General features: G+C 54.1%; 1 protein-coding gene (cut by both window edges). It reads right to left on the bottom strand.

The whole window is internal to a tandem-95 repeat protein gene (locus S2091_RS07450; RefSeq protein ID WP_105531166.1) on the bottom strand: the coding sequence, 47,658 nt in all, runs 10,187 nt past the left edge and 14,419 nt past the right edge, and what appears here is coding positions 14,420–37,471 — codons 4,807 (partial) to 12,491 (partial); the first complete codon in reading order (the gene reads right to left) occupies positions 23,048–23,050. The start codon and the stop codon both lie outside this window.

Raw genomic sequence — 23,052 nt, 5'->3', positions numbered from 1 at the left:
CAGCCGCTGTACTCTGATGCAGAAGCGAGTTTACAGTAGGGTCATATGGAGCGGAAGGTGTCGGCGGTGTACTTGGATATACAACTGCTGTTGCCGGGTTGTAGGTTCCTGTGCCATAAATCCATCCAAAGTTTGAACTAGCCGACGGCCCAGTATATAAAACTGGAGTCGCCGCTGGAATTTGACTGCTAAAGAGATTGCTTGCACTCGTTTGATCAATCGGAATTGTAAGTTGCCGTCCTGCCTGCTCTTCATTTAGTGCGGTTTGAATAAGTCCATTAACGTTCCAAGAATAGAGTGCCGAATAATCAGTATTTCCGCTATTGACAAAGCCAGTTGCTATTAACGTACCGGCTGATGTCAATGTCAATTGACTCAGAGCTACTCCAGGAATTGGAGTGGTTGCGCCCAAGTAGGTCGGCCCACCATTTTGGCCAGATGGGTCGCGAATAATACCAATTTTTCCGCCGATCTGATTGTTCGCGCCGAAGTTGTTATCTTCGTTAAAATGCACATCATCAAATATGAAGTTGTAATCTGCAACAAGCGCGTATTCAACGCCCTGATAGTAAACTGTTACTACACCCGCTGCGCGCTGAATATTTTGCTGATCTTCAACTTGAAGCCAACTGCTTGAATCTGGAGTATTCGGCAAAATCGGAATTAGTTTGGCGGCCGTCGCAGTAAACGTACGACTCAAATTTCCGTAGCTAGAAAGGTTAAACGTTAAATCTGTCACGCCAGAGTCATAATCCTTGGCGTTCGACACAAGGAATTCGCCGGGACCACTTCCGCTGGTTATATACTGCGGCCCTTTGCCAGAATTCGACGTAGGATAATTTCCTGCGTTGACAGTTACAACTACCCCTGAGGTAAAGCTACCGTCATCATGCACAAAGTTAAGGTCGATGACGTAGATGTTGCCTGCAGATTCGCCCGGATTATTGGTCAGAGGAATAGAGCTTACGGGAGCTGTTACGGCCAAATATCGGCCCGAATTAATCGCAATATCTTGGAACCCAAAAGGTGCCTGGACGCCTGGGATATTCAGCGTTTGTTGGACAGCTAAAAAATCTGCACTATCTTGATCAACATTTACCCTCAGCAGCCGCCCACTGTTCGCCTCTCCTGTGCTTCCTTCAGTGACATATAACCATCCTGCATTGACCAGAAGACTGGTTATTGGTGTCGTTGAATACTGAATATGCAATGTATATACGATACTTTGTGTTGCGGTATCCAGAACATACACATTACCAGCGGCACCGGCTATAAACGCCAGCGTACCATCGGCACTGAAAGCTATTTGATTTGTATAAGCGCCATAAAGAACCAGAGGATTCCCTTGCGCATCGGTCGTTACTTGCGTTAATAGGGCAAGCGGCGCTCCATCCGCACCTGGCACAAAAACATCAATACTAGATGACGTCGTCACCAATGTATCGTTGGTAACGTTATCACTCTCTACTTGCACAGGCTCGCTCGAAAGTGAATTAGATTGCGCGACTTGTTGACCATTCACCGAGGCCATTGCAACCACTTGCACGTAGACGATTTCCTGTGACAATGCCACTCCTGAAGGCACTGCCACCACCAAATTTCCTGAGCTGTTTGGCGAAGCAACTATGTATTGCCAAATTAGACCGCGATCGGGCGCTGCGCCTTGCGCTTGTGGATCGGCCAACTGATCGCCCTGAGGCTCAAACCACACTCGGATCTGATAATTGTTCGCTCCTCCGGTCTTCGGAAGGAAATTAATCCCGCTTAAAGTCAGGTTTCCTGAATTGATATCGTAGCTAGATCCAGTAATTTGAGGTGAATTACCAGATACTGCCGGTGTCGTCAGAGGTTGCAGGGAAATGGTGCCTTGGCTCGCGGCTGCAAGAGGAACCTCCAATTGGTAACTACCTTCAACACTATAAGCAATCGCGTATACCGCGTCCGAAATATTTGAAATCAACGAGCTAAATAAATCGACAGCAGCGCTACCCATAGATGATGCCAACGACATTGCACAATTTGCCGCCGACGCATATAAGGTACTAAAAGGTCCTACACTTATGTCTTTTCCAGTAGCCGCGCCAGTATCCTGGTTTGTCGCTGTTGTAACTACTATTTCACCATCACTCGTAATTCCATCGTATGGCTGACTAGCAGTTCTGGCCAGGCCATCTGTGCCAATTACGCCATTGTCGACAAGCCACCAAGTTTCGTGACTAACTCCGTTAGCGTCAACAAGAATACCCTGCTGCCAGAACAGAACTTGAGTACCAGCAGCCAGTTGCGTTGGCTGTCCTGTTTGCGGGTCGATCGGCCCTGTGACCTGAACTGCCAATTGCAATGGCAACTGTGAGTTATTACTACCGATATTAATTGACACTGCACCTAAGGCCTGTATTAATCCAGGTGCCGGCAGCGTCGCCAATGTCGCGACGCTCAACGAGTTGATGGACACTGTGGCGTCCGCAGACAACGCACCTGCTCCAACCATCAACGTATCGCCATTCGCATCCTGCGTTACCGCGCCATTCGCAACAGTCGCAGTTGTCGGCCCAACCACCGCTGCTTGTACTTGCAACTGTATCGCTCCCTGCCAGCCGCCATTAATTACCGTAATGGTCGCGATACCACCAGCTTTCGCCTGAATCAAACCATCTGCACTGATTGTTGCTACCGACGGATCACTAATGAAATACTGCGTTCCAGTCGAAGCAGCGCTCAGGTCTGTACCCAGCGTGCCATCTGTAGTCAATGTATGCACATCGATCTGACGTTGCCCTACTCCTGAAGGCAAATCTACCGACAATGGATAGACGTTCAATTCATTACCATTGCTATCAGTTGATGGCGTGATCGGTGCCGTGCCGGAGGTGATCACGTTTTCCGCACTGATCCCGTCAGCGGACACCGTAATCGTAGCAACACCACCGCCATTGGCGTGCAATATACCGTTCGCGTCGACTGACACAACATCAGCATTGCTTGATTGCAGCGACAAATAATTACCTGACAAAACAACGCCGGTTTGATCAGCGAAGTCGCCCGTGACTTGCAGCGCTTCCGTCGTTCCGGTATCGATTGTTGATACGCGCGTGACGTGGATATTCTGCAGCGCAGCGCCACTTACGTTGACGTTGACAATGATCGGTGCGCTTGAGGCAAAGCCATCGTCGGCTTGCAGAGTGACTGTGGCCGGGCCGACATAACCGGCTGCGGGTGTGAAGATAAGGTTTTGACCATCGGCACTGAGACTTGCTGTGCCATTCGTAGCACCAATAATAGTCCAATAGATCGGGTTGCCTTCATCATCTTGCGCAATCGTCGACAAAGCGACGCTGCCGTTCAGGTTGGTGTGCGTGTTGATTGCAGGGCCATTCTGGGCGATTGTTTGTGGTGCCAGTGCGGCACTGAAACCGTAATTGGCGTCAAGCACTTCCGTATCAGCATCGCTAACCTCGCCGTTGCCGATAATATCGCCACTACTGCTGTTGCTTGCCAAATCCTGTGTCAGTAATGCCGCATCGGAACCATTCACTGAGCCGTCATGATTCAAGTCGCCAGCCACTGAGATGGTCACGCTGGCGTTACCCGTTCCGGTTAAGGACAGCAGCTTCATGCCTGAACTGGTTACACTGATTAGCTCGGTCGTTACGTTGCCAACGGTCGAGGTACTCAATACTGTCGCACCAGCAACAAGTAGGTTGACGTTTATCCCTTGCATTTGCACCGAGAGAATCACACTACCTGCTGCGCCCTGTGTTTTTACCGTGGACGCAATTTCACTGTCGCGGATGAAATAGCTGAGGTTAACAGGTGTTGCTGTATTGAGAGTTCCGGTCCAATTGTTGGTTGGGTTGGCAGCCGCATTCGGTCCGCTGGTAATCCAGTCAGCAGGCTCACCCAGGCTGGCTGTGATGCTGCCGCCATTCGGAGCAGTGATCAGGCTACCGTCGCTGTTATATCCATACACAGCACTGTACCCACTACTTCCGAGATCGCGCTGCAATTGCAACTGACCTTGGGTATCGTATTCGTACAGAACCGTTTGGGTTGTCGTAGACGGATTTTGGGCGTTAGTTCCAGAAACGGTACTGCTCACGGGGCCGCTAACGCTGGTGACCTGTCCTTCCGCATTGCGGGTGAAGACGATACGTTGAGTTGGGTCTGGGTTGGTTGCGCTTTCTACCAGTGCAATCCCAGCATCGCTAACCAGCCATTGCTGACCGTCAGTGAACTCCACGCTAGTAATTTGGCCGCTGGCCGTCAGGCCGTATTGAGTTCCGTCCGGGCCAGTCAATTGATAGGCGGCCGGTTGCCAAGGCATACCGGTCACTTCGTCATAGAGTTTGCTGCCTTCGACTTGCAGGTTGACAGGTCCAGTGGTTGGATTGCCATTGGCGTCAACATTGACCGCACGCAGGGTCCATCCATTACTAGCGGTGAATACTGGGGTGACGATGCTTGGCGCGCCTGGCACGTTGCTCAATGGTTGAGCATTGGTGCCAAGTGTAAAGTTAAGGTATTGCGTCGGTGCGTCCGGCGTACTCAAGGAACCTGGCATTTGCAGCCAGACTTGTGCACCTGTGCTCCACGCAGTGGTGCCACCTTGGGAATTTGTGGCAGGCTGATCGGAAGTCAGTTGTGCGGACAACATTGGCAATTGCCAGTTGCCGATGTCATTCGCTGTACTCGCCATGCCGTTAGCGGTGCTTGGCAAGGTGCGTGTCAGCGCCAAGCTGTTATTACCAAGCTGGAACACGGCATCGGTGACGGTGGCTTGGGTCAGATTCTTGACGGTAGAATCGATTTCGATCCGACTGTCGATTTCACTAGTGCCGCCGATCAGGTTTTGCGCGGTCAAGCGTAGCTCGTACACCCCGTTTGCCAACGTGGAAGGATCAACAATCGCAAGGCTAACCAGGCCACTGGCATTGCTGGCGCTATCCTGCTGGCTCGCGATAGTGCTCCATTGATTACTGCCAACTGGTGCGATTTGTAACTGCCATCCCATTAACTGGTCGTCGTTGATCTGCGCCTGCAGTAATGCAGGCTGAGAAATGACCGCCGGTGGCAGAGCGGTGCCACCAGTGCCCCAGTTGCCGGTCAGTGCACCGCCCCACGCAAGCGTTGGGGCGGTATCGGCGTTCGGATTGGCGACCAAGATATTGCCGGTTTCAGTGGCGCTATTACCGTCGACATCGGTTGCCGTGACACGCACCAGGATGATGCCCGGTGCGCTCGGCGCTACGCTGAACTGCCCTGCGCCATCCAACTGAACGTTGGTCCAGGTGTTGCCATTATCGGTGCTAGTAGCGACCTGCACGCTCGCAACATTAGCGAACGCCGTGGCTCGTACTGTCGTCAACACGGTGGCGCCAGGTTGCACTGCCATGGATGGCGTGTTGTTGATTGAAATCGTCGGTGCATTGGCAGCGGCGTTTGCAGCAACACGCAAGGTAAATGTTTGCGTGCTGGTGGTGCCGAAGTTGTCGGTGATATTGGCCGTTATTTGATAACTACCAACCTGACCAGGGCCAGGTGTCCAACTCAGGCTAGCAGTTTGCGCGTTATAGCTTGCTCCGGCAGGAAGGTTGCTAAAGGCAATCGTCAATGCCTGGGTTTGCGCAGTGCCATCCACGTCGTTGACGACCATCGTATCCGAGGTATTCGCGGTAGATGCGTCGCCGCCTTTGACCACAGCCAGGTTAAAGCTCTGACCAACTGTCAAGGAGTGGTTGGAACTAAAAATCTGCGGTGCCTGATCGACATGCACCACCTGCACGGCAACCGTCTGGTAGACGGTTTGATTACCATTGGTCGCAGAGAACGTAAAGTTAAAGGTCTGGCTGCTAGCACCAAACGCAGTCACTAGATTAGCCGGTGGCGTCCATGCAAACATTCCCGTCGCAGCATTGAAACTAACGCCAGCCGGTGTGTTAGCGTCTTGCACCAGGTTAAGCGTCGGTGTAGTACCGTCAGGGTCATTGGCAACCATGTTGAAATTGAGCGCATTACCTTCGGTGACAATTTGTGTCGACAAAGGCTGGAATACTGGCGGCTGGGCTACATGGGCGACATCAAATACGATAGTTTGTGTGACCTGATCCATACCGTCACCCGCGGTAACCGTCACGCTATAGACACCATTTGGATTGCCGCTGGTAGATGCTTGCGACGCCAACATGCCGGGCGTCCAGTTGAGTGCAAGTTGCGTCTGACCATCGCTGCCTGGAGTCGCTGTCATCGTCATGCCAGATGGCATGTTGCCGGTGGTCCAATTAAGGTAATCACCGTCCGGTGAATAGGCCTGTAGGTTCACAGAAACCGACTGACCTTCAGCAGTAGCAACTTGCGTAGTGCCGGGGCTACCAACTTCATCAGTGACAGCCTGTCCGTTAGCCTGGACCTGGAGTATCTGCGGCGGTGTATTGCTGGACTTGAGGACAATGGTCATATCAACCGCTGCCACTGTCGTCGTCGGCACAAAACCAGCTGGCAACACCGTATTGGCAGGCGGCATACCTGCATCGGTGACAGTCAGGCTGACGTTGTAGTTACCGAGCGCGGTACCTGCTGACGGTGTCCATTCCAGATAAGCTTGACCGTATTGCGTTCCTTGCACGATCTGTGCACCGGGCGGTAAGCCTTGACCGCCAAATGTGAGCGTATCTTGATCCAAGTCGGTGCCAGTAAGTGGAACTGTCAACAATTGACCAACGACAGCGACGACCTGTTGAGGCGCAGTCAATTGCGGTGGTTCGGTCAGACTAGTAGCCGACAGAACAAATGTCGTCGTAGATGACTGCACCTGCGTTGGATTACCGCCACCGTTATCGCTGGCGGTTACCGTGATGGTGTAATTACCGCGCTGATACGTACCCGGTGCAAAATTGAGAGTACCCGTCGCATCCGGGCCGGTTCCAGTTTGCGTGAACGTCGCAAACGGTGGCAAACCGCTGAGAGTAAACGTGAGCGGATTACCGCTTGCATCGGTTGCACTGACCGGGATACTCAAAGTGCTACCTTCAGCAACACTTGCATCTGCGATTTGCGCGATAACAGGTGGCTGGACAACTGACTCGACCACAAGCGGAATGGTCATTGTGCTCGACAATAAAACACCGGTTCCGTCACCATTGCTAGTTGCGACCACGGTGATGTTGTACGTACCCGCCTGGGCGTAGCCAGGTGTCCAGGAAATCATTGCCGTATTCCGGTCGAAACTGGCACCAGGCGGCAAACCTGTTACCTGATACGTGACTGATGGCGTGCCAATTTCATCCGCATCAGCACCGCCAAGCGTGGCGCTGATCGCGGGTTGATAGTCAGGATTAGCCGGATCAAATGCGAACACGCTCAATTGCACCGGTTGACCTTCCAGCGTGTAATAGGTTTGCACAGGGGCGAATTGTGGTGCCACCGGCGTTGCCAGTACATTAAACGTCAAATTTTGGATAACCTGAGTGGTGATCGGCGCACTGCCATCTGCAGGTGTATAGGTTGCTGTGAGTGTAATCGGCACGATGATTGTGCCGGATTCGTCATATCCGGGCGTCCATGCGAACCAGCCGGTAGCCGGATCAAGCGTGGCGTTGCCAGGCAACATTGGCGCGCTGTAACTGAGGGTAATGCTAGAACCATCTGCTTTGGTCAAGCCGCCGGGCGTACTACCTGCAAGTTGCAAACCAAAGCTGGTACCTTCGCTCAAAGTCTGTGCCGGTACTGGATTGAGAACCGGATTGGCAAACCCTTGAGCTACAGTAATCGTGAATGTTTGCGATGTTGTAGCAATTCCATCGGTCGCAACAACCGTAATATTATAGGTGCCTGCCTGCGTATAGGCTGGCGTCCAACTGATCTGACCGTTAATGGCGTCAAAGCTGGCACCGGCCGGCAGATTGCGTATCGTCGTGGTGATCGGATTACCGTCAGCATCGGAAACGGAAATCGGGATAGAAATCGCCTGGCCTTCCGTACCGCTGACGGCACTGATTGGCGCAATCACTGGCGGATTATCACCGCCCTGGAGATAAACTGTGTAATGCACCAGTGTGGTCATGCCTCGACCGTCTTCGACACGCACGTAGATGTCGTTATCTACTGTATTTGTCGCACCAGGAGTCCAACTCAACGTCGCCTCATTGAGGTAACCACCGGTGGTTCCGTTGGTAACTGTGGAAGAAGGTGTCAAGGTGACGCCTGGAGGCGCCTGCACCAGTTGCCAGTAAAATTCGTTATCGTCCGCCGAATTGGCAGATAACGTAACTGTCCAGGGTTGGCTGACTGTTGCATCGGACAATTGCACTGCATTCGGATCGGAACTGCTGACAGCGTCGTTGCTATTAACAGACGCACTCGTACTAGTGCTGGCAAGACTGCCGTCAGCATTAAATACAGTGCTGACTGTTTTACCACTGGCCTGGGTTGCAATGTCCTTCAACTTTACACCGCTGGCGTTAAAGTATGTGGTTGTGCTGTCACCTTTACCATCGTTGCTGTAAGTACTATAGCTGCCGTCTGCGTTAGTAGTGCGGCCGGAACTGCTGCCATCAGCATAGCAAATATCGCTACCGCTGGCACCATCGATCTTGGTCCATTGATCGCTGGTTACTGTGCCATCTGAGTCGGTATTGGTAGTGATCGCATTACCAGCCGGATCAACTGCGACGGTGGTTGTACTACCGTCATTTTTGGTAGTAACGGTTCCCGTGATTTTACCCGTGAAGGCGCCGCTCGCATTGTAATTATCGGTGATCAGACTGCTTTTACCGTCGTTCGCATAGCTACTGGCGCTCGCGTCGGCATTCAATGCATAACCGCTGCTGGATCCGCCTGCGGCGAAAATATCTACGCCGGAACTGCCGTCGGATTTCACCCAGACATCGCTGGTCTTGCTACCTGCCGAGTTATCTTGCCTCAAAGTGAGATTGCCGCTGCTATCCAGGCTCCAGGTCGTTGTAGTACCGCTGGCATAGACGACATCACCACCGGAACTGCCATTAGCATCTGTCCAAATTTTGCCGGTCTGTTGGCCTTGCGCATTGTCATGCGTGGTGCTGATACTGCCCTGCCCATCGTTGGTGTAACTACTTGATGTGCCGTCTGTGTTTGTCATCGAACCGCTGCTGGAACCATCGGCATTAAACGTGTCGCTACCGGTGCTACCGTCCGCATTTTTCCATGTATCACTCGTCTCCCTGCCGCTTGCATCGTACTGAGCGGTGGTAATATTTCCCAGACCATCAGTGGTTACCGAGGTACTGGTACCATCCGTATTGGTGGTTGTGACAGCGGTAGTTTGGCCGGTTTGAACACCGGCTGAACTGTAAAGTGTGCTAACTATCGTGCCGTGACCATTATTGATATAACTGCTTGAAGTACCATTCGCGTATTTGCTGGTTCCGCTACCAGACCCGTCAGCATTATAGACATCGGTGCCAGAGCTGCCATCGAATTTCTGCCATGTATCGTTTAGCGGCTTGCCAGTTGCGTCAGACAGCGTGGTCTTGATATTGCCTTGACCGTCGTTAGTTTCCGTACTGCTGGTGCCGTTTGCATAGCTGGTCACGCTGCTGCCTGAGCCATCCGCATTGACTGTAACCGCAGTCGTCGCAGTAACGCTATTATTTGCGTCGTAGTACATAATGCTGCCGTTACCGGCAGCGTCAAAAATTTGCTTACTAGACGCGTAAGTGGCTGTGCCGCCCACGTTATTGGTGACAGTGGTTGTCGTCCCGTCAGTATTCAGGGTGATTGTGCCGCTCGCGGTCTCACTGCCGCTGGTGCCATACTGGGTAAATGCCTCATTACCGTATTTATCCTTAACGTCAGTCAATGAACTGCCGTCGGCGTTGGTCGCAGTACCATTACTGGAGCCATCGGCGTTAAAGGTGTCACTGCCGCTGCGACCATCGGCTTTCTGCCAGGTATCGCCAATTTTGACACCACTCGCGCTATAAATCGTGGTGGTGATATTGCCAGCACCATCATTGGTGTAACTGCTGCTCGATCCGTTGGCGTTATACGTAGTGCCGGAGCTGAAGCCACCGGTATTAAATGTGTCAGTACCAGTACTGCCGTTGGCCTTAACCCACGAGTCACTCAGCTTATCGCCGGATGCATCGAATTGCGTAGTAGTGATATCCCCTGAACCATCGTTAGTAATTTCACTGCTGGTTCCGTCTGGATTAGTGCTGGTCACTGATGTCACGACGCCAATTTCTGTTCCTGCTGCGTTATAGGAAGTGGTGACTACCGTTCCTTTACCGTCATTCTTGTAGGCACTTGAACTACCATCAGCATTTTTGGTACTGCCACTGCTGGAGCCGTCAGTGTTATAAATGTCGGTTCCCGAGCTACCGTTGGATTTTTGCCAGATGTCGCTAGTTTCCGAGCCGCTAGCGCTATAGTTCGCAGTAGTGATATTGCCCAGACCATCATTGCTATACGTTGTTGTAGAACCGGTGCTATTGATGGTGGTTGCTTGTTCGCTTTGGCTAGTTTGTGTGCCAATAGCGTTAAAGTTAATCGTGATGACAGTCCCTTGACCATTGTTGGTGTAGGTGCTGTATGTGCCATTCGCGTTGACGGACTTGCCGCTGCTGGAGCCGTCGGCATTGAACGTATCAGTACCGCTGCTGCCATCGGATTTTTGCCAGGTATCACTGACGGCAACGCCAGCAGTATTCTGCTGGGTGACGGTAACGTCGCCAAGACCGTCATCGACAACCACGGTACGGGTACCATCGGGATGTACCGTTGTCGTGGTCGTAGTGACAGTTTGATTGCCGCTGCTGTCAGACCCTACAGATACCAGCGTGCCCTTGCCGTCGTTGACATAATCGTTGCCTGATCCGTCGGCATAGGCAACCGCACCGCTACTGGAACCATCCGTATTAAAAGCATCTGTACCCGAACTGCCGTCGGATTTCTGCCAACTGTCGCTAACGACCGCACCGCCAACTGCATAATTAGTCGTCGTGGTATCGCCTTTACCGTCGCTGGTTTGAACAGACTTCGTGCCATTGACATTTTGTGTCGTCGTAGTCGTCAGACCTGCCACACTAACCGCTATGGTACCGCTTGCGCTTAATGTGCCGCTGTTATCGTAGTAAGAGAACGAACCGTTGCCAGTTGCATCCACCGTTTGGCTGTGTGTTGTACCGTCTGCATTCTTGGTTACCGTCGTTGTTGTGCCATTGGCGTTGACGCTAACCGTTCCGCTATCGGCTTGATTGCCATTCGCCTCGTAATCAGTATAGGAAGAATTGCCAAGCGCATCCTTGCTATAGGTTTTAAAGCTGCCATCGACATTGTTAATGACACCGGAACTGGAGCCGTCCGCCTTATAGGTATCACCTCCAGACGAACCGTCCGCACTTTCCCATAGATCGCTGATGAAGGTCGCATTAGCTGCATACGTCTTGCTCATGACGTTACCTTGCCCGTCATTCGTGGTGACGGTATAACTGCCATCAGCATGGTCTACCGTGCCTGCCGTCGTACCGTCGCCATTATTGGCCTGGCTGGCATTGCCGTTTTCTACCGAAATAGTCGGTGCACTATCGGCATAAGGAACAGCGTACACGCCACTGCCCATATTGAATTTGATCAACTGCCCGGGGCCGGTAGCGGCCGCCAAAGCTGCGCTTGATCCTACAGTGACGGTCTGGTTAGCCAGCGTCGCACCAGCGGCTAGTACGCCACCTTGAGCATTCAGTGCTGCAGTCAAATTGAGAGTCCAGAATTGGGAATCGCTGTCCTGAGTGCCGTTAGTCACTTGCCCATTGAAATATTGGCCCGGATCTAACATCAAAATCAGTGGCCCGTGGATATCTTCGCTGCCAATATTGGTGATGCTGATATCGTAACTGACTTGCCCCGTAGCGTGGTTGACACGAGTATTATCGAATGTCAGTTTTATTTGACTGGAGAAATTAAGAGCTGCAGTAAAGTTACTGTCATAAGAATTTGCCAGTTTAATTTGATCAGCACCAAGCAAGTGGTTCGAAACTTGTAATTGCCATCCGCCTGCTGCCAGGCTTGGCAATGTCAGGATCGCCGATTTGGATGCAGCATCCCAAGTGATCGAAGTCGGATTGAGGGTGATGTCGGCTCCGGTCGAAGTCGACACCAGCGTAAAGTTTGCCGGGTTCAACACACTACCTGGATCGGTCGGATCATTGCCACTTGCGCCAAGCCACATAGGCTCATCAAAGCTGACAGATATCGTGCTCAGTGGCAGCGTTACCATGGCGCCATCCGGAACAGAACTGGCCGTCACATGTGGCGGCGCAGCCGGTGCTATCTGGTCAATGCTATTGGTCTGTGCAACCAGCAAACTGCCGCTAGACGTCGCAACCAAACCTTCACCCTGTGTACCGCCAGTGGCCAACGCCAACACTTGACGCGTTGCGAGTGCCACCATCCATACGGTGCTTTCATGCGGCGCAGCTGCACCTCCTTGTGGAATGGCTTGTTGCGGCAATGAACTGGATGCAAACATCAAACCAGCGAGTCCCGTGCCGCTTTGGCCGAAGGTGATACTGTCGATGGTGCCATTCAGCGTGTATTCGAGCTGCGCCTGACCGGCGTTAGCGCCGGTCATCGGGAAGCTGATGATATTGGTGGTCGGATTCGGTTCAGCATCGCTGATGATCGAACCTGTTCCCTGCACACCCCATAAACGGCCATCCGGGCCGAAGGCCAGGCTGGTGACTTGGGTGTTGGAGAAATGCACCCAAGAAGTAGACGGACTGGTGGCGTTAGGGTTAAAAATCTCGATGCCATTACCGGAGGATACGTAGATCAAACCAGTGCTCGGATCGATAGCTAGCGCTTGTGTCAGCGGTTCGCCGCCTGGGCCATTGAAGGTTTGCAAGACGGTACCGGTGGTCGGATCGACTTGCAGCAACTGATCGCCAGTGGTTACCCACAATTGGCCCATCTTATCGACTGCCATCGACAGGATCGGTGCGTTCAGCGTGAATAACGGTGTGGTGCTTTGATTGCCGCTGATCTGACCATTGACGGCCGGATACGCAAATACTTGATTGCCGTCCGGGCCAGCGCTGGCGAGGATAGTTTGATTCGGCAATTCAACCATGGCCATCGCGCCGATCTCGGCTGCTCCACTACCAAAACCGCTCGCAAAACTTTGCAGCGACATCGGTGCTAATACGGCTTGCAAGTCGCCCGGGTTGGTGGTCGATACTTGTCCCGGCAAAGCAGCACTAGCCTGCTGGAACATGGTGTTGCTGACGTAAGTACGGTCTTCGGGTGCAACCGGAGTTTGCGTTGTGGTTGAGCCAACGGTTGGTGTACCGCCGAGGCTGGCGGCAACTTCGGCCGCTGTGCCATCACTCGGCAACACGGCATTGGTAATGCTGGCCGCTTCACTGTTGCCCGCGTAGTCGGTACCGGCAGCTAAGAATTGATAGGTGTGACCGGCCTGGCCGGTAAACACGGACTGGCCGGTAGCGCCCGCAATCTGGTCTTGCCAGATCATGAAGTTGCCGCCGTCTTCGGCGACGTAGACGGTGACGTATTTCACGCCGCTGCCATTGTCGACCGAACTCCAATTGACGTCATAGAGTGGGGCACCGCTGGCAGCCGTGCCGCTGGCGGTTGCCGTAACGGTGGTTTTCGGTGGTGCCGCATCTAACGTGTAGTTGACGGTATTGCTGGTCTCCGGCGGATCGTTGTCGATCGCGATGGTGGCGCTGGTGCTAATGGTGGCACCGGTGAGCGCGGACGGGCTGGCTTGTACGGTGTAGCTGACATAGCCGGTTGGCGCCGGTGCATCCGGGTCGGTTGAATCGCCTGCCAACAAGCCCAACGTCGGGCTGTTCATCACTTCGCCGGTATCGGGATTAATCGCTTGCAATAACCAGGTGATGGTATGTTGAGTCGGGTCAACAGCCGCACTCACGCTCAGGATGAAACCTTCGCTGGTGGTGTAGTCGAAGGTGCCCTGAAAGTCGGCACGGTTCGGTGGTATTTGGATGTTCAGGTCGCCGATCTGGATATCGCCCAACAAGACCGAGCCCATCTCCAGGCTTGGGTCAAGTTGGGTGACGATACGGATCTGGCCAGCTGGTTCGTCGGTCGTATTTTTGAACGACACGGTATACGGCAGCGCTTGCGAGGTCGGGACGTAAGACACGCCTTGCGGATTCGGCGTGACGGTCGGACCTTGGACCGTAATCGGTGCCGTCGTACCTGGCGCGGCCGTGGTCGCTGCCTGGATGTATTGCAGCAAGTTCAGCGCGCCGGGGCCAACCGGTTGGAAGTCCGCATTGAGCAGACCGATACGTTGCAGATACTCGAGCTGTGCCTGTCCACCGGCGAACACGTTGAGAGCGATGAATTGATTCGGCGCGGTCGAATACGGGTTCACATAACTGGATGCCGTCGGCAGATTGGTAACCGGACTTTGGGCCTGGATTTCATCGCCGTCCGCGGTCGTCATGGTGCGGGTTTCGATACTGTTCAGGCTATCGACTGAGGCAGTTGGGTCGCCGGAATACAGGCCGGTGCTGCCATACCATTGCTGCACCTGATTGAAGAAACCAAGCAAACTGTTTTGGGTGGTATAACTTTGCGCCCCGTTTTGCAGCAAGATGCCGGTCGACAGCATGGCGTTCAAGCTCATCACTTGCGGCTGGGTACTGACCGGTGGCGCAGTACCGTCCGGCAGCAATACGCCGCCCTCTTCCAGGGCGGCGAGCCAGCCTTGTTCCCATTGCGTCTGGTTGGCAGCGAGTACCTGTAGCGAAATCGGTGCTTTCGGTTCGGTCAGGATGGCCGTACGCATCTGGTCGGCATAGGCGGTTTGCTCCGTCACAAACTGAGCGCGCGTCAATGGCGTCGCCGAGGCGAAGACGTTAAACACAAACGACAACGACAACACTTCTTCCGGTGTCAGATTGGTACCTGTATCCGGGTCGGTGCCGAGGTATTGCGCAGTCAGCCCCGGCGAAATTTTATCCAGGTCTTGCGGGCCGTCGGCCAAGTAGCCTTCTGCTGCCCATGTTGGATGCAGTTCATACAGCACATTGCGCAGCGCTGGGAAATCCCGCGACAGCCATGCGGTCAAGCCCGGATAAGTTTGCACGCTGAAGGTCTGGTCGATCGTGCCGCTGCCGGCCAGATTGAACGCAAAGCCCGGCGTCATGTTGAAGCCGGAAGTGTCCTGACTGCCAGTCAATGACGACCACTGAATGGTCGGCAACGACGCGCTGTCGGTCGGCGTGCCGCCATAGGCCTGATCATTGCCACCATCATCCACCGGTGCTCCCGGAGGTTGACCTTCCACATTCGAGGCAAAGGTGACGTATGGTACGCCCAGCGCGGCTAGCAGCGGGTCGCCCTCGGTACCATAGTTGGTATCCGGCGCGCCCATATTGGTAGCACCGACATTGAACTGGACATACGGTGTATTGACGTTCGACAGGTTTTGCAGCGATACCGTGTAGGTCGCGTTATCGCCCGGAATAATTTGCGAAGGGCCACCGATACCGACGGTAACGTCGGGCTGAATCGCCTGGGTCACCAGGTATTGGTACGGCTGGGTGACCGTGGTGCCGTCCGGGTTGATCACTTCCACGTCGTACTGACCGTAAGGCACGTTGGAGAGATCGAACGTCGCCTGAATATGCGTGGCATTCAGCACCTGCCAGCTTTGCGGCTGGATCTGGAATTCGCCGGGGCGCGACAGTTCAACTTGCGCGCCAGCGGCAAAGGCGGCGCCATAGATGTCCATCGTGACGTATTGATTGGCCGCCGTCGCCGCACCACCGGAGGTCGGCGTAATGCTAGTGATCGACAACGGTAACAAATTGGCGCTGATCGTCACCGGCGTATTGGCCGGGGAATTGTCCGACTGGATCAATACGTAATAAACGCCGGCTTGCGTGGACGGAATGAGGGCCGACTGACTTGGCGCCAGTGCTTGCGTATACGCCGCATCGTAGTCCGACGAAGTCGGGATAGCACCATACTTAATGTAGACCTCATTGTTGCCGGTAGTGGCCGTGGAATTGAGGTTGACACTGAGGGTTTGGCCTGCTGGAACAGTCACTTCATACACCAGACTCTGACCGGTGCTCAGCGTAGTCGACAGCGGTGTGCCCAGCACCAAAGGTGGCACAGTCACACTAATTGCATTGCCTTCCGCCGAAGCAAGCTGCGGATTGGCATCTTCACCAACATTATCGTAAATATCCGGACGTACAATCACATGCCAGCTGCCTGCTGACAAAGGCGGTACGTTCGCAGTTAAGTTACCGGTGTAGCTGGCGCCGCTGGCTAACGGGCCGCCTTGCGGAACTTTACCTAACAGAATGGCGGAAGTCGACCAGGTGGTACTTTGCGATAAATACACGGCATCGGTCCAACTACCGTTCGCGGCGTTGCTGGAGGTGTTCGTGACGGTGTAGCTCAGGTTAACCGGCTGACCTACTTCGGCGGAAGTCGGGGCGTTCACTGCTTGCACCACGAGATCGGCCGGCGGCGGCGTTTGAATCAAGATCGGTTTCGAGGCTGCCATGTTCTGGATCTGGTCGGCCGCCGTCTCGATGACATTCGCTGTCGCCGAATTGCCGAGTGCATTCTCCGGATTCGTCACCACCCAAACGTAGTAAGTGCCGCTGAGGTTCTGCGGTGCGGTATAGGTTTCGGTATTGCTGTAGGTGCCGGTGGCGGACAAGCCGCCATTATGGGTCACATAGCCCAGCAGGGTATCTTTATTGAGATCCAGGTTATTCGGATCTTGCGACAAGTAGATCAGGTCGTTCCACTTACCCTGATCGGCCGGTGTCGCTCCACCATTATTCTCGACGGTGTAGTTCACGGTAAAACTTTGACCGGCTGTTACGCTAATGCCAGTCTGCTGACCGTTGTTGTTACCAGAATTGCCTGAGCTGCCAGAAGAACCGTCGCCAGTGCCGCCTGATGAGCCTGAAGTACCGCTACCGTCACCGCTCGTGGTCGTCGTCGCGGTCGGTATTACCGTAATCCCGGCAACCTGCAAGAACGGCGGCGTCACCGCAGAAATTGGCAACGCAACACTGGCTACGTTGGAGCCTTCAAACTGGAATGCCTGCACGGCACCCATGCCGGTTGGGTCGTATTGCTGCAAGCCGATCAGGCCCGTGCGAATATCACTCGCTGACTGGTTATCCGAAGTCAGATCGGTACTGGCCTTAACGATGATATTGTAACTGCCAGAAACTGAGGTCGGCAGCGTAATCACGGCAGAGTTGGTGTAGCTTTGACCCGGTTGCAGATAGGCTGGCACCCCGTTGGTATCCGTAATCTGGGTCAACTGCGCAGCGATTGGATTGCCGTACGAAGGTTGAACCAGCGCTAAGTCGCCGGATTCAATCGCGGTGCCGCTGGACAAATAAACACCGTCGTCCCACTGAGTTACCCGCGTCGCACGTTTGCCGGTATTGGTGACCGTCCAGCTCACCGTAATCGTCTCGCCGGCGCTTGGCGTCGGGTCGGATAGCTTGATGCTATCAACTGTCAGCGCCGCTTCTATAAAGGTGATATTAATCGTGCCTTGTCCGACGCAGGTATTCGTGCCCTCGTAAACTATATTTTGATAGTAATTCAGCGCTTGCTGATTCGTCTCCCCCGCACTGCCGACCAGTTCTTGCGTAGCCGTTTTGTAGCCGTTTGTCCCGTAGACATAACCAGGGTCGTTGTTCGGTATGACGTAGATATAGTACGGGCCACTGGTACCGGCCGGTGGCGTGATCGCCGCCGTCGTGGTATAGCTCAGCCCTGCCCCCAGGCCGTTGGTATTCTCGTGCGTGACGGAAGCCAGGAGAATGACCTGATTAGGGTTAAACGTTGGTTCGGCACTAAAGTAGATATTGTCGATCCAGCTCTGCGTGCCACTCCATACCGCTGCACCCTGGTTGGTCACGGTATACGTCACCGTGGTCGGCTCACCCGAATCATGCTCGGTGGGCGGTACAGTCACGGAAGTAACCTGCAAATCGCTCGGCGCGGCGGTCACTTGTGAGACCTTCGACGACATATTGATGGCGTTATTCGACTCGGCAATCTGCGGCACGCCATACACTCCCGGCGCGTTGGTCACCACAACGAGGTATTGGCCTGTCACCGAAGGTGCCAGGTTCACGGTATCTGAAACGGTATAGTTCTGATTCAGGTTCAGCGTCTGGTTTTGGACATATGTCCCCAACAACCAACTGTTGGTCGCCAGGCTGAGATTAGGATTGTTGGTCAAATAAACCTGGTCGGCCCAAGGGCCGGTCGCCTGATTGCCCTGGTTTTGTACCGTGTAACTAAAACTGTAGCTGCCACCGGCGGATGCGGTCGGTGGTGCGGTGATATTGGTGATCGCCAGATCGGCTGGAACCGCGCCGATGATGCTGATCGCCTTCGCCGCGAAGTTGTCGCTGTCGACGGTGTTCGGTGCGTTCGGATTGACGTTGCTAGCGAGCTCAGTCTGGGCGATCACGCCGGTCGGATTAGTCCAGACCGTAATGTAATATTGGCCGGACCCGACATCGCCCGGCAACGTTACTTGTATATTGCCGTTGTAGCCCTGACCTGGAGCCAACGCACCGGTATGGGTCGTTGAAGTGAGCAGGATGTCTCCGGCTTCCGGCGCCGGCTGACCTTGGCTGGTGGTGAGCCATACCGAATCGGTCCAGGATTCATTGGTGCTGCCATCGGCCGCTGCCGTCGTACCGGATCCTTGGTTGGTGACCGTATAACCGACGTTAATGGTCGAACCGTAGGTGGCTTGGGATGGTGCAGTGACACCGCTAGTCACCAAGTCAGCGAACGGCACGGAATCAACTTGAAATGCTTTCACAGCAGGAGCAACGTCGCCGCCGTTTGGCCATTCATCAATCGCGCCATTGGCGTTGGCTTGCACGATAACGTAGACCGTGCCGCTATAACGCAGCGGTACTTGGAATGATGGCGTTTGACTGTTATAGCTTTGGCCTGTAGTTAGCGCCGAGCCGTTAGGAACACTGGCGACCAAGACCGAGTTGGCATCGAGTTGGCCATTCAAGGACAAATAAACGTTGTCGGTCCACTGACCTGCTGCGACGGCCGGGCCGTTATTAGTAACGACATAGCTGACCGACATGTCGGTACCAGCAGTCACTTCGGAAGGTACACCAACGCCACCGGCTTGCAACAGAGGGCGTTGGGTGGCGGTGATTTCGGTCGCATTGAGCGCCTGCGTCATATCGTTGTTAGCAGCCGTACCGTATTCATAAAGGGACTGCGTGCTATTCGTGGTGACCTGCACCACATAACTGCCATCAATATGCTCCGGCACAGTAACTTGCTGGGTCCGGGTATACGTGATGCCCGGAGCCAGATCCTGGCTATAGGTAAAGGTCCCCAAAGAAACGACGGCACCGGTCAGGGTATTGACCATTTGGATGTTATCGACCCATGGTCCGTCCGCAGTGCCGGCGCCCTGATTCAGCACCGTCCAGCTAAGGTCCATGGTCCCGCTTTCTTGCGCGCCGTCTGGTGCGTTAATCGATTGCACAATCAGGTCGGGCGATGGCGACAACGTAATCGGCACCGCCATCGAGCTAGCGGTACTGTCGTTGGTGTGCGTGAATTCGTACGGCGTTCCGGTCGCGGCGGCCTGCACGTTGACGTAGTAGGTGCCTTGCAGTCCCTCTGGCAACGTTACCGTCAACGATCCGACGTAAGATTTACCAGGTATTAATTGGCCGATATGATCGACCGTACCCAGTTGATAAGTCGTAACGGTGCCGTTCGCATTAACCGTACTGAGCCAGACGTTATCTTCCCAGTTCGAGGTGCTAGTAATACCCTCGCCATTATTGGCGACAGTCCAGTTGATGGTCAACGGTTGTCCGCTGACCGGATTGCCCGTGGTGGTCACGGAGGACGTGACGAGGTCGGCATACGGTTCCGGCATTACAGTGAGTGCGTTACTCACAACATTGCCGCTGGTCTGGCCATCTTGCCAAACTGTATTGCCGGCATTAGTGACCACAAAAAGTTGACCCTGAGAGCTGAAGCCAACCGGGAACTGTCCTGTAAATATACCGTTGTAGCTATCACCGACACCCAGGCCGCCGGTTTGCGTATTGGTGGCGAGAATGATGTTATTACTGTCGTTTAAATTACCGCTCGCCGAGTAGACCAGCTCGTCCGTCCACGACGTGGTACTACCAATACCATTGCCACTATTGGTGACCGTGTAGCTCACATTAATGTTCGCTGGATTATCAACAATCAGGGATGGTGCCTGAACGTTACTGACAGTCAGGATTTCATAATTATCTTGTACGACATTGATGCCATACGATGCGGTATTTTTCGCGATCAGTCCATCTTCGTTCACCGTGTTTTCTGCATTGCTGACCACGACTAATTGGTAGTTACCGGAATCGGCAACAGGTAGTTGGAATGTCAGCTGACTTGCCACGCTCGCGTTTGCGGCAAGCCCGGTGTGATTCACTTCGCCCAGCTTCACCGCGTTGGCATCGACAACACCGTTCAACGTCAGGTAAACCGCATCATTAAAACTGCCGGCATCCGCTGTTCCAATATTGCGTGTCATCCAATTGAGCGTCACCGTGCTGGCACCTTGCAAGGTGCCGGTGGTGACCAGTGAATCAACGGCCAGTTCAGGGCTGACAACCGTTATCGGCGTACTCGATGTCGCGTTACTGGTGCTCGATTCCCGAACGTAATTACCGGCATCGGCGGTGATTTGCAACTGCCAATTTCCAACCGGCATGGTGGGAACGGTGATGTTCACTTGATTGGTAAAGGTGCCACCGTCGTCGGCAATAACGCGCGTGCCGAATTGCTGGCTCAAATTGATGACATCGCTCGGATCGGCGGCATTCACTAACTGCAAGCTCTCGCCGGCATAGCCATTCACGCCCGCGTTACCTTGATTGGTAATGGTGTAGCCGATTTGCACGGAGCTGCCGACCGTCCAGGTGGTGGGCGCATTGATGTTGCTCACCACCAGAATCGGCAAAGGTTGCGGCGCGATGTTGATCGCTGTACTGCTCGCCGCCACGTTACCGGCGGTATGACCTGGCTCAAAGGTGTTACCAAGCGCGTCGGCCTTAACGATGATGTAATACGGCCCCGTAACGCTCGGGAAGGTGAAGTTCAGGCTGCTGGTATAACTGGCCCCAACTGCGACCGTGCCAACATGCGTGACAGCGCCGATCTGAATGGAATTGGCATTGAGTGTTGAGGTGCTGGAAAGGTATACCTGATCTACCCAATTCGATACATCGGTCGGCACGGTGCCGTTATTGGTGACCGTCCATTGGACTGAGCTCGCCGTATTTGCATTGGCTGTTATCGGTAGCTGGGTGATTGTCGGAACGAGGGCCGAATAAGTCTGAACCACATTCACAGTCCCGGACGTGCGCGTGCTATCAGCCCTTGTATCGGGTTCAGCAATGGATTGATTTGCATCGCTGATCAATACAATTTTGTAACTTCCTGACAAGCGGGTCGGGATCTGCACGGTGGTCGCTTGCGTATAGCTATCTCCTGGTGCGAGCGGAGTCGATTGAGTGAGGTTGGCAAGGGTGATATCTTCAAACGTACCGCTGGCGTCAGTACCAATCAGAACCACGCGATCCACCCACGGACCGGTGGCCGTGACACTGCCGCTGTTGGTCACCGTCCAACTCACCTGAGCGCTGCTACCCGAATTGACTGTCGAAGGTACCGTGAGTGCTGTCACGTCGAGATTGGCGTAGGCGTGTTCAGTCGACGTAAAATTACCGATGGAAACCATCGGTGTTTGTACCGGAACCCCAGCGGCATTCACCTCGAACACGCTGGTCGTGCCATTGGCCTGGCTGTCTGCTGCCACCGTCACGATGAAATTGCCGCTACCGGCCAAACCGGCCGGTAACGTCAACTGGACGGACCGCTGGCGTGTGGCGCCCGCAGCAAGCGGATTAGTAGCATCATTAGGAAACGCGACGGCAGTATCCATCACGACGGCACCAAGAGTGCCATTGGCATTCAACTGAGTTACCGTGACGCGATCCTGGTATTGCCCCGGCACGGCAACGCTGCCTTGATTGACGTCATTCCAGACGATGGTGACGGTCTGACCGTCTTGTACGGACGGCTGCAACAAGCCAACGTTTTGTGCAACGATGCTCGGCCCCACAGCCAATTGTCGGGATGCCGTGTTGTCGCCGGTAATAGGACTTCCCTGGCTGTTGTATTCCACAACCTGCCCGAGTGAATCCACAGTCACCTTCAATTGGAACGTACCTACGCCGTTTAATCCACTTGGCCAGGTGAAGGTGGCCGAACGAGCAGCGAATGCGCCTGCATCAATATCTTGCCCCGTAAATGCTTGACTGATATTAGCGACGACATTGCCGGTCGTGGTATTGATCAATTGCAGCTGCTCGCTCCAATTACCAGTTGCCGCACCGGTGCCATTGTTAACGGTATTCCAGTTAACGGTCACCGGCTCACCTGCTTGCCAGCCGGAGGCCGGTGAGATACCCAATCCCGAAACCTGCAAATCCGGGTAAACGATTGCCGCACTGGTAAACGAGGTGGACGCAATGCTATTGGCAAGTGCTGTACCTGCTTCGTTTTGTGAATTGTCGGAATCCGTTTGTACCGACACCACCAAATTTCCAGCACCCAAGGCACCTGCAGGAAGCTGTAACACGACACTGCGTGCAACGGACTGCCCCGTCGCCAGTGGGCCATTTCCAGCAGCAGATTCGGTATAGGGCACAATGGCTTGCAACACAACTTGGCCAGTCGCGGCATTGGTGACGATGACGCGTTCAGTGAAGTTACCCTGAGTTGCGACAGTACCTATATTTGCGGTGGTCCAATTGACCTGGATTGAGGATCCTGACTGGATCGTCCCCCCGGCTGTTGCCGGTTCAACACTGACGTTTTGTACCGTCAGGTCGACCGTCGGAGCGGTATTATTGTTTAGGTCAATGATGCGCGGATCAGTTTGGGGATTGATGTACGCCGTCAACGTGTAAGGAATCG

This window comes from Solimicrobium silvestre, assembly GCF_002976435.1.
Classification (GTDB): domain Bacteria; phylum Pseudomonadota; class Gammaproteobacteria; order Burkholderiales; family Burkholderiaceae_D; genus Solimicrobium; species Solimicrobium silvestre.
The sequence above is the reverse complement of the archived record's forward strand: the minus strand, read 5'-3'. Positions and strand labels throughout refer to the sequence as shown.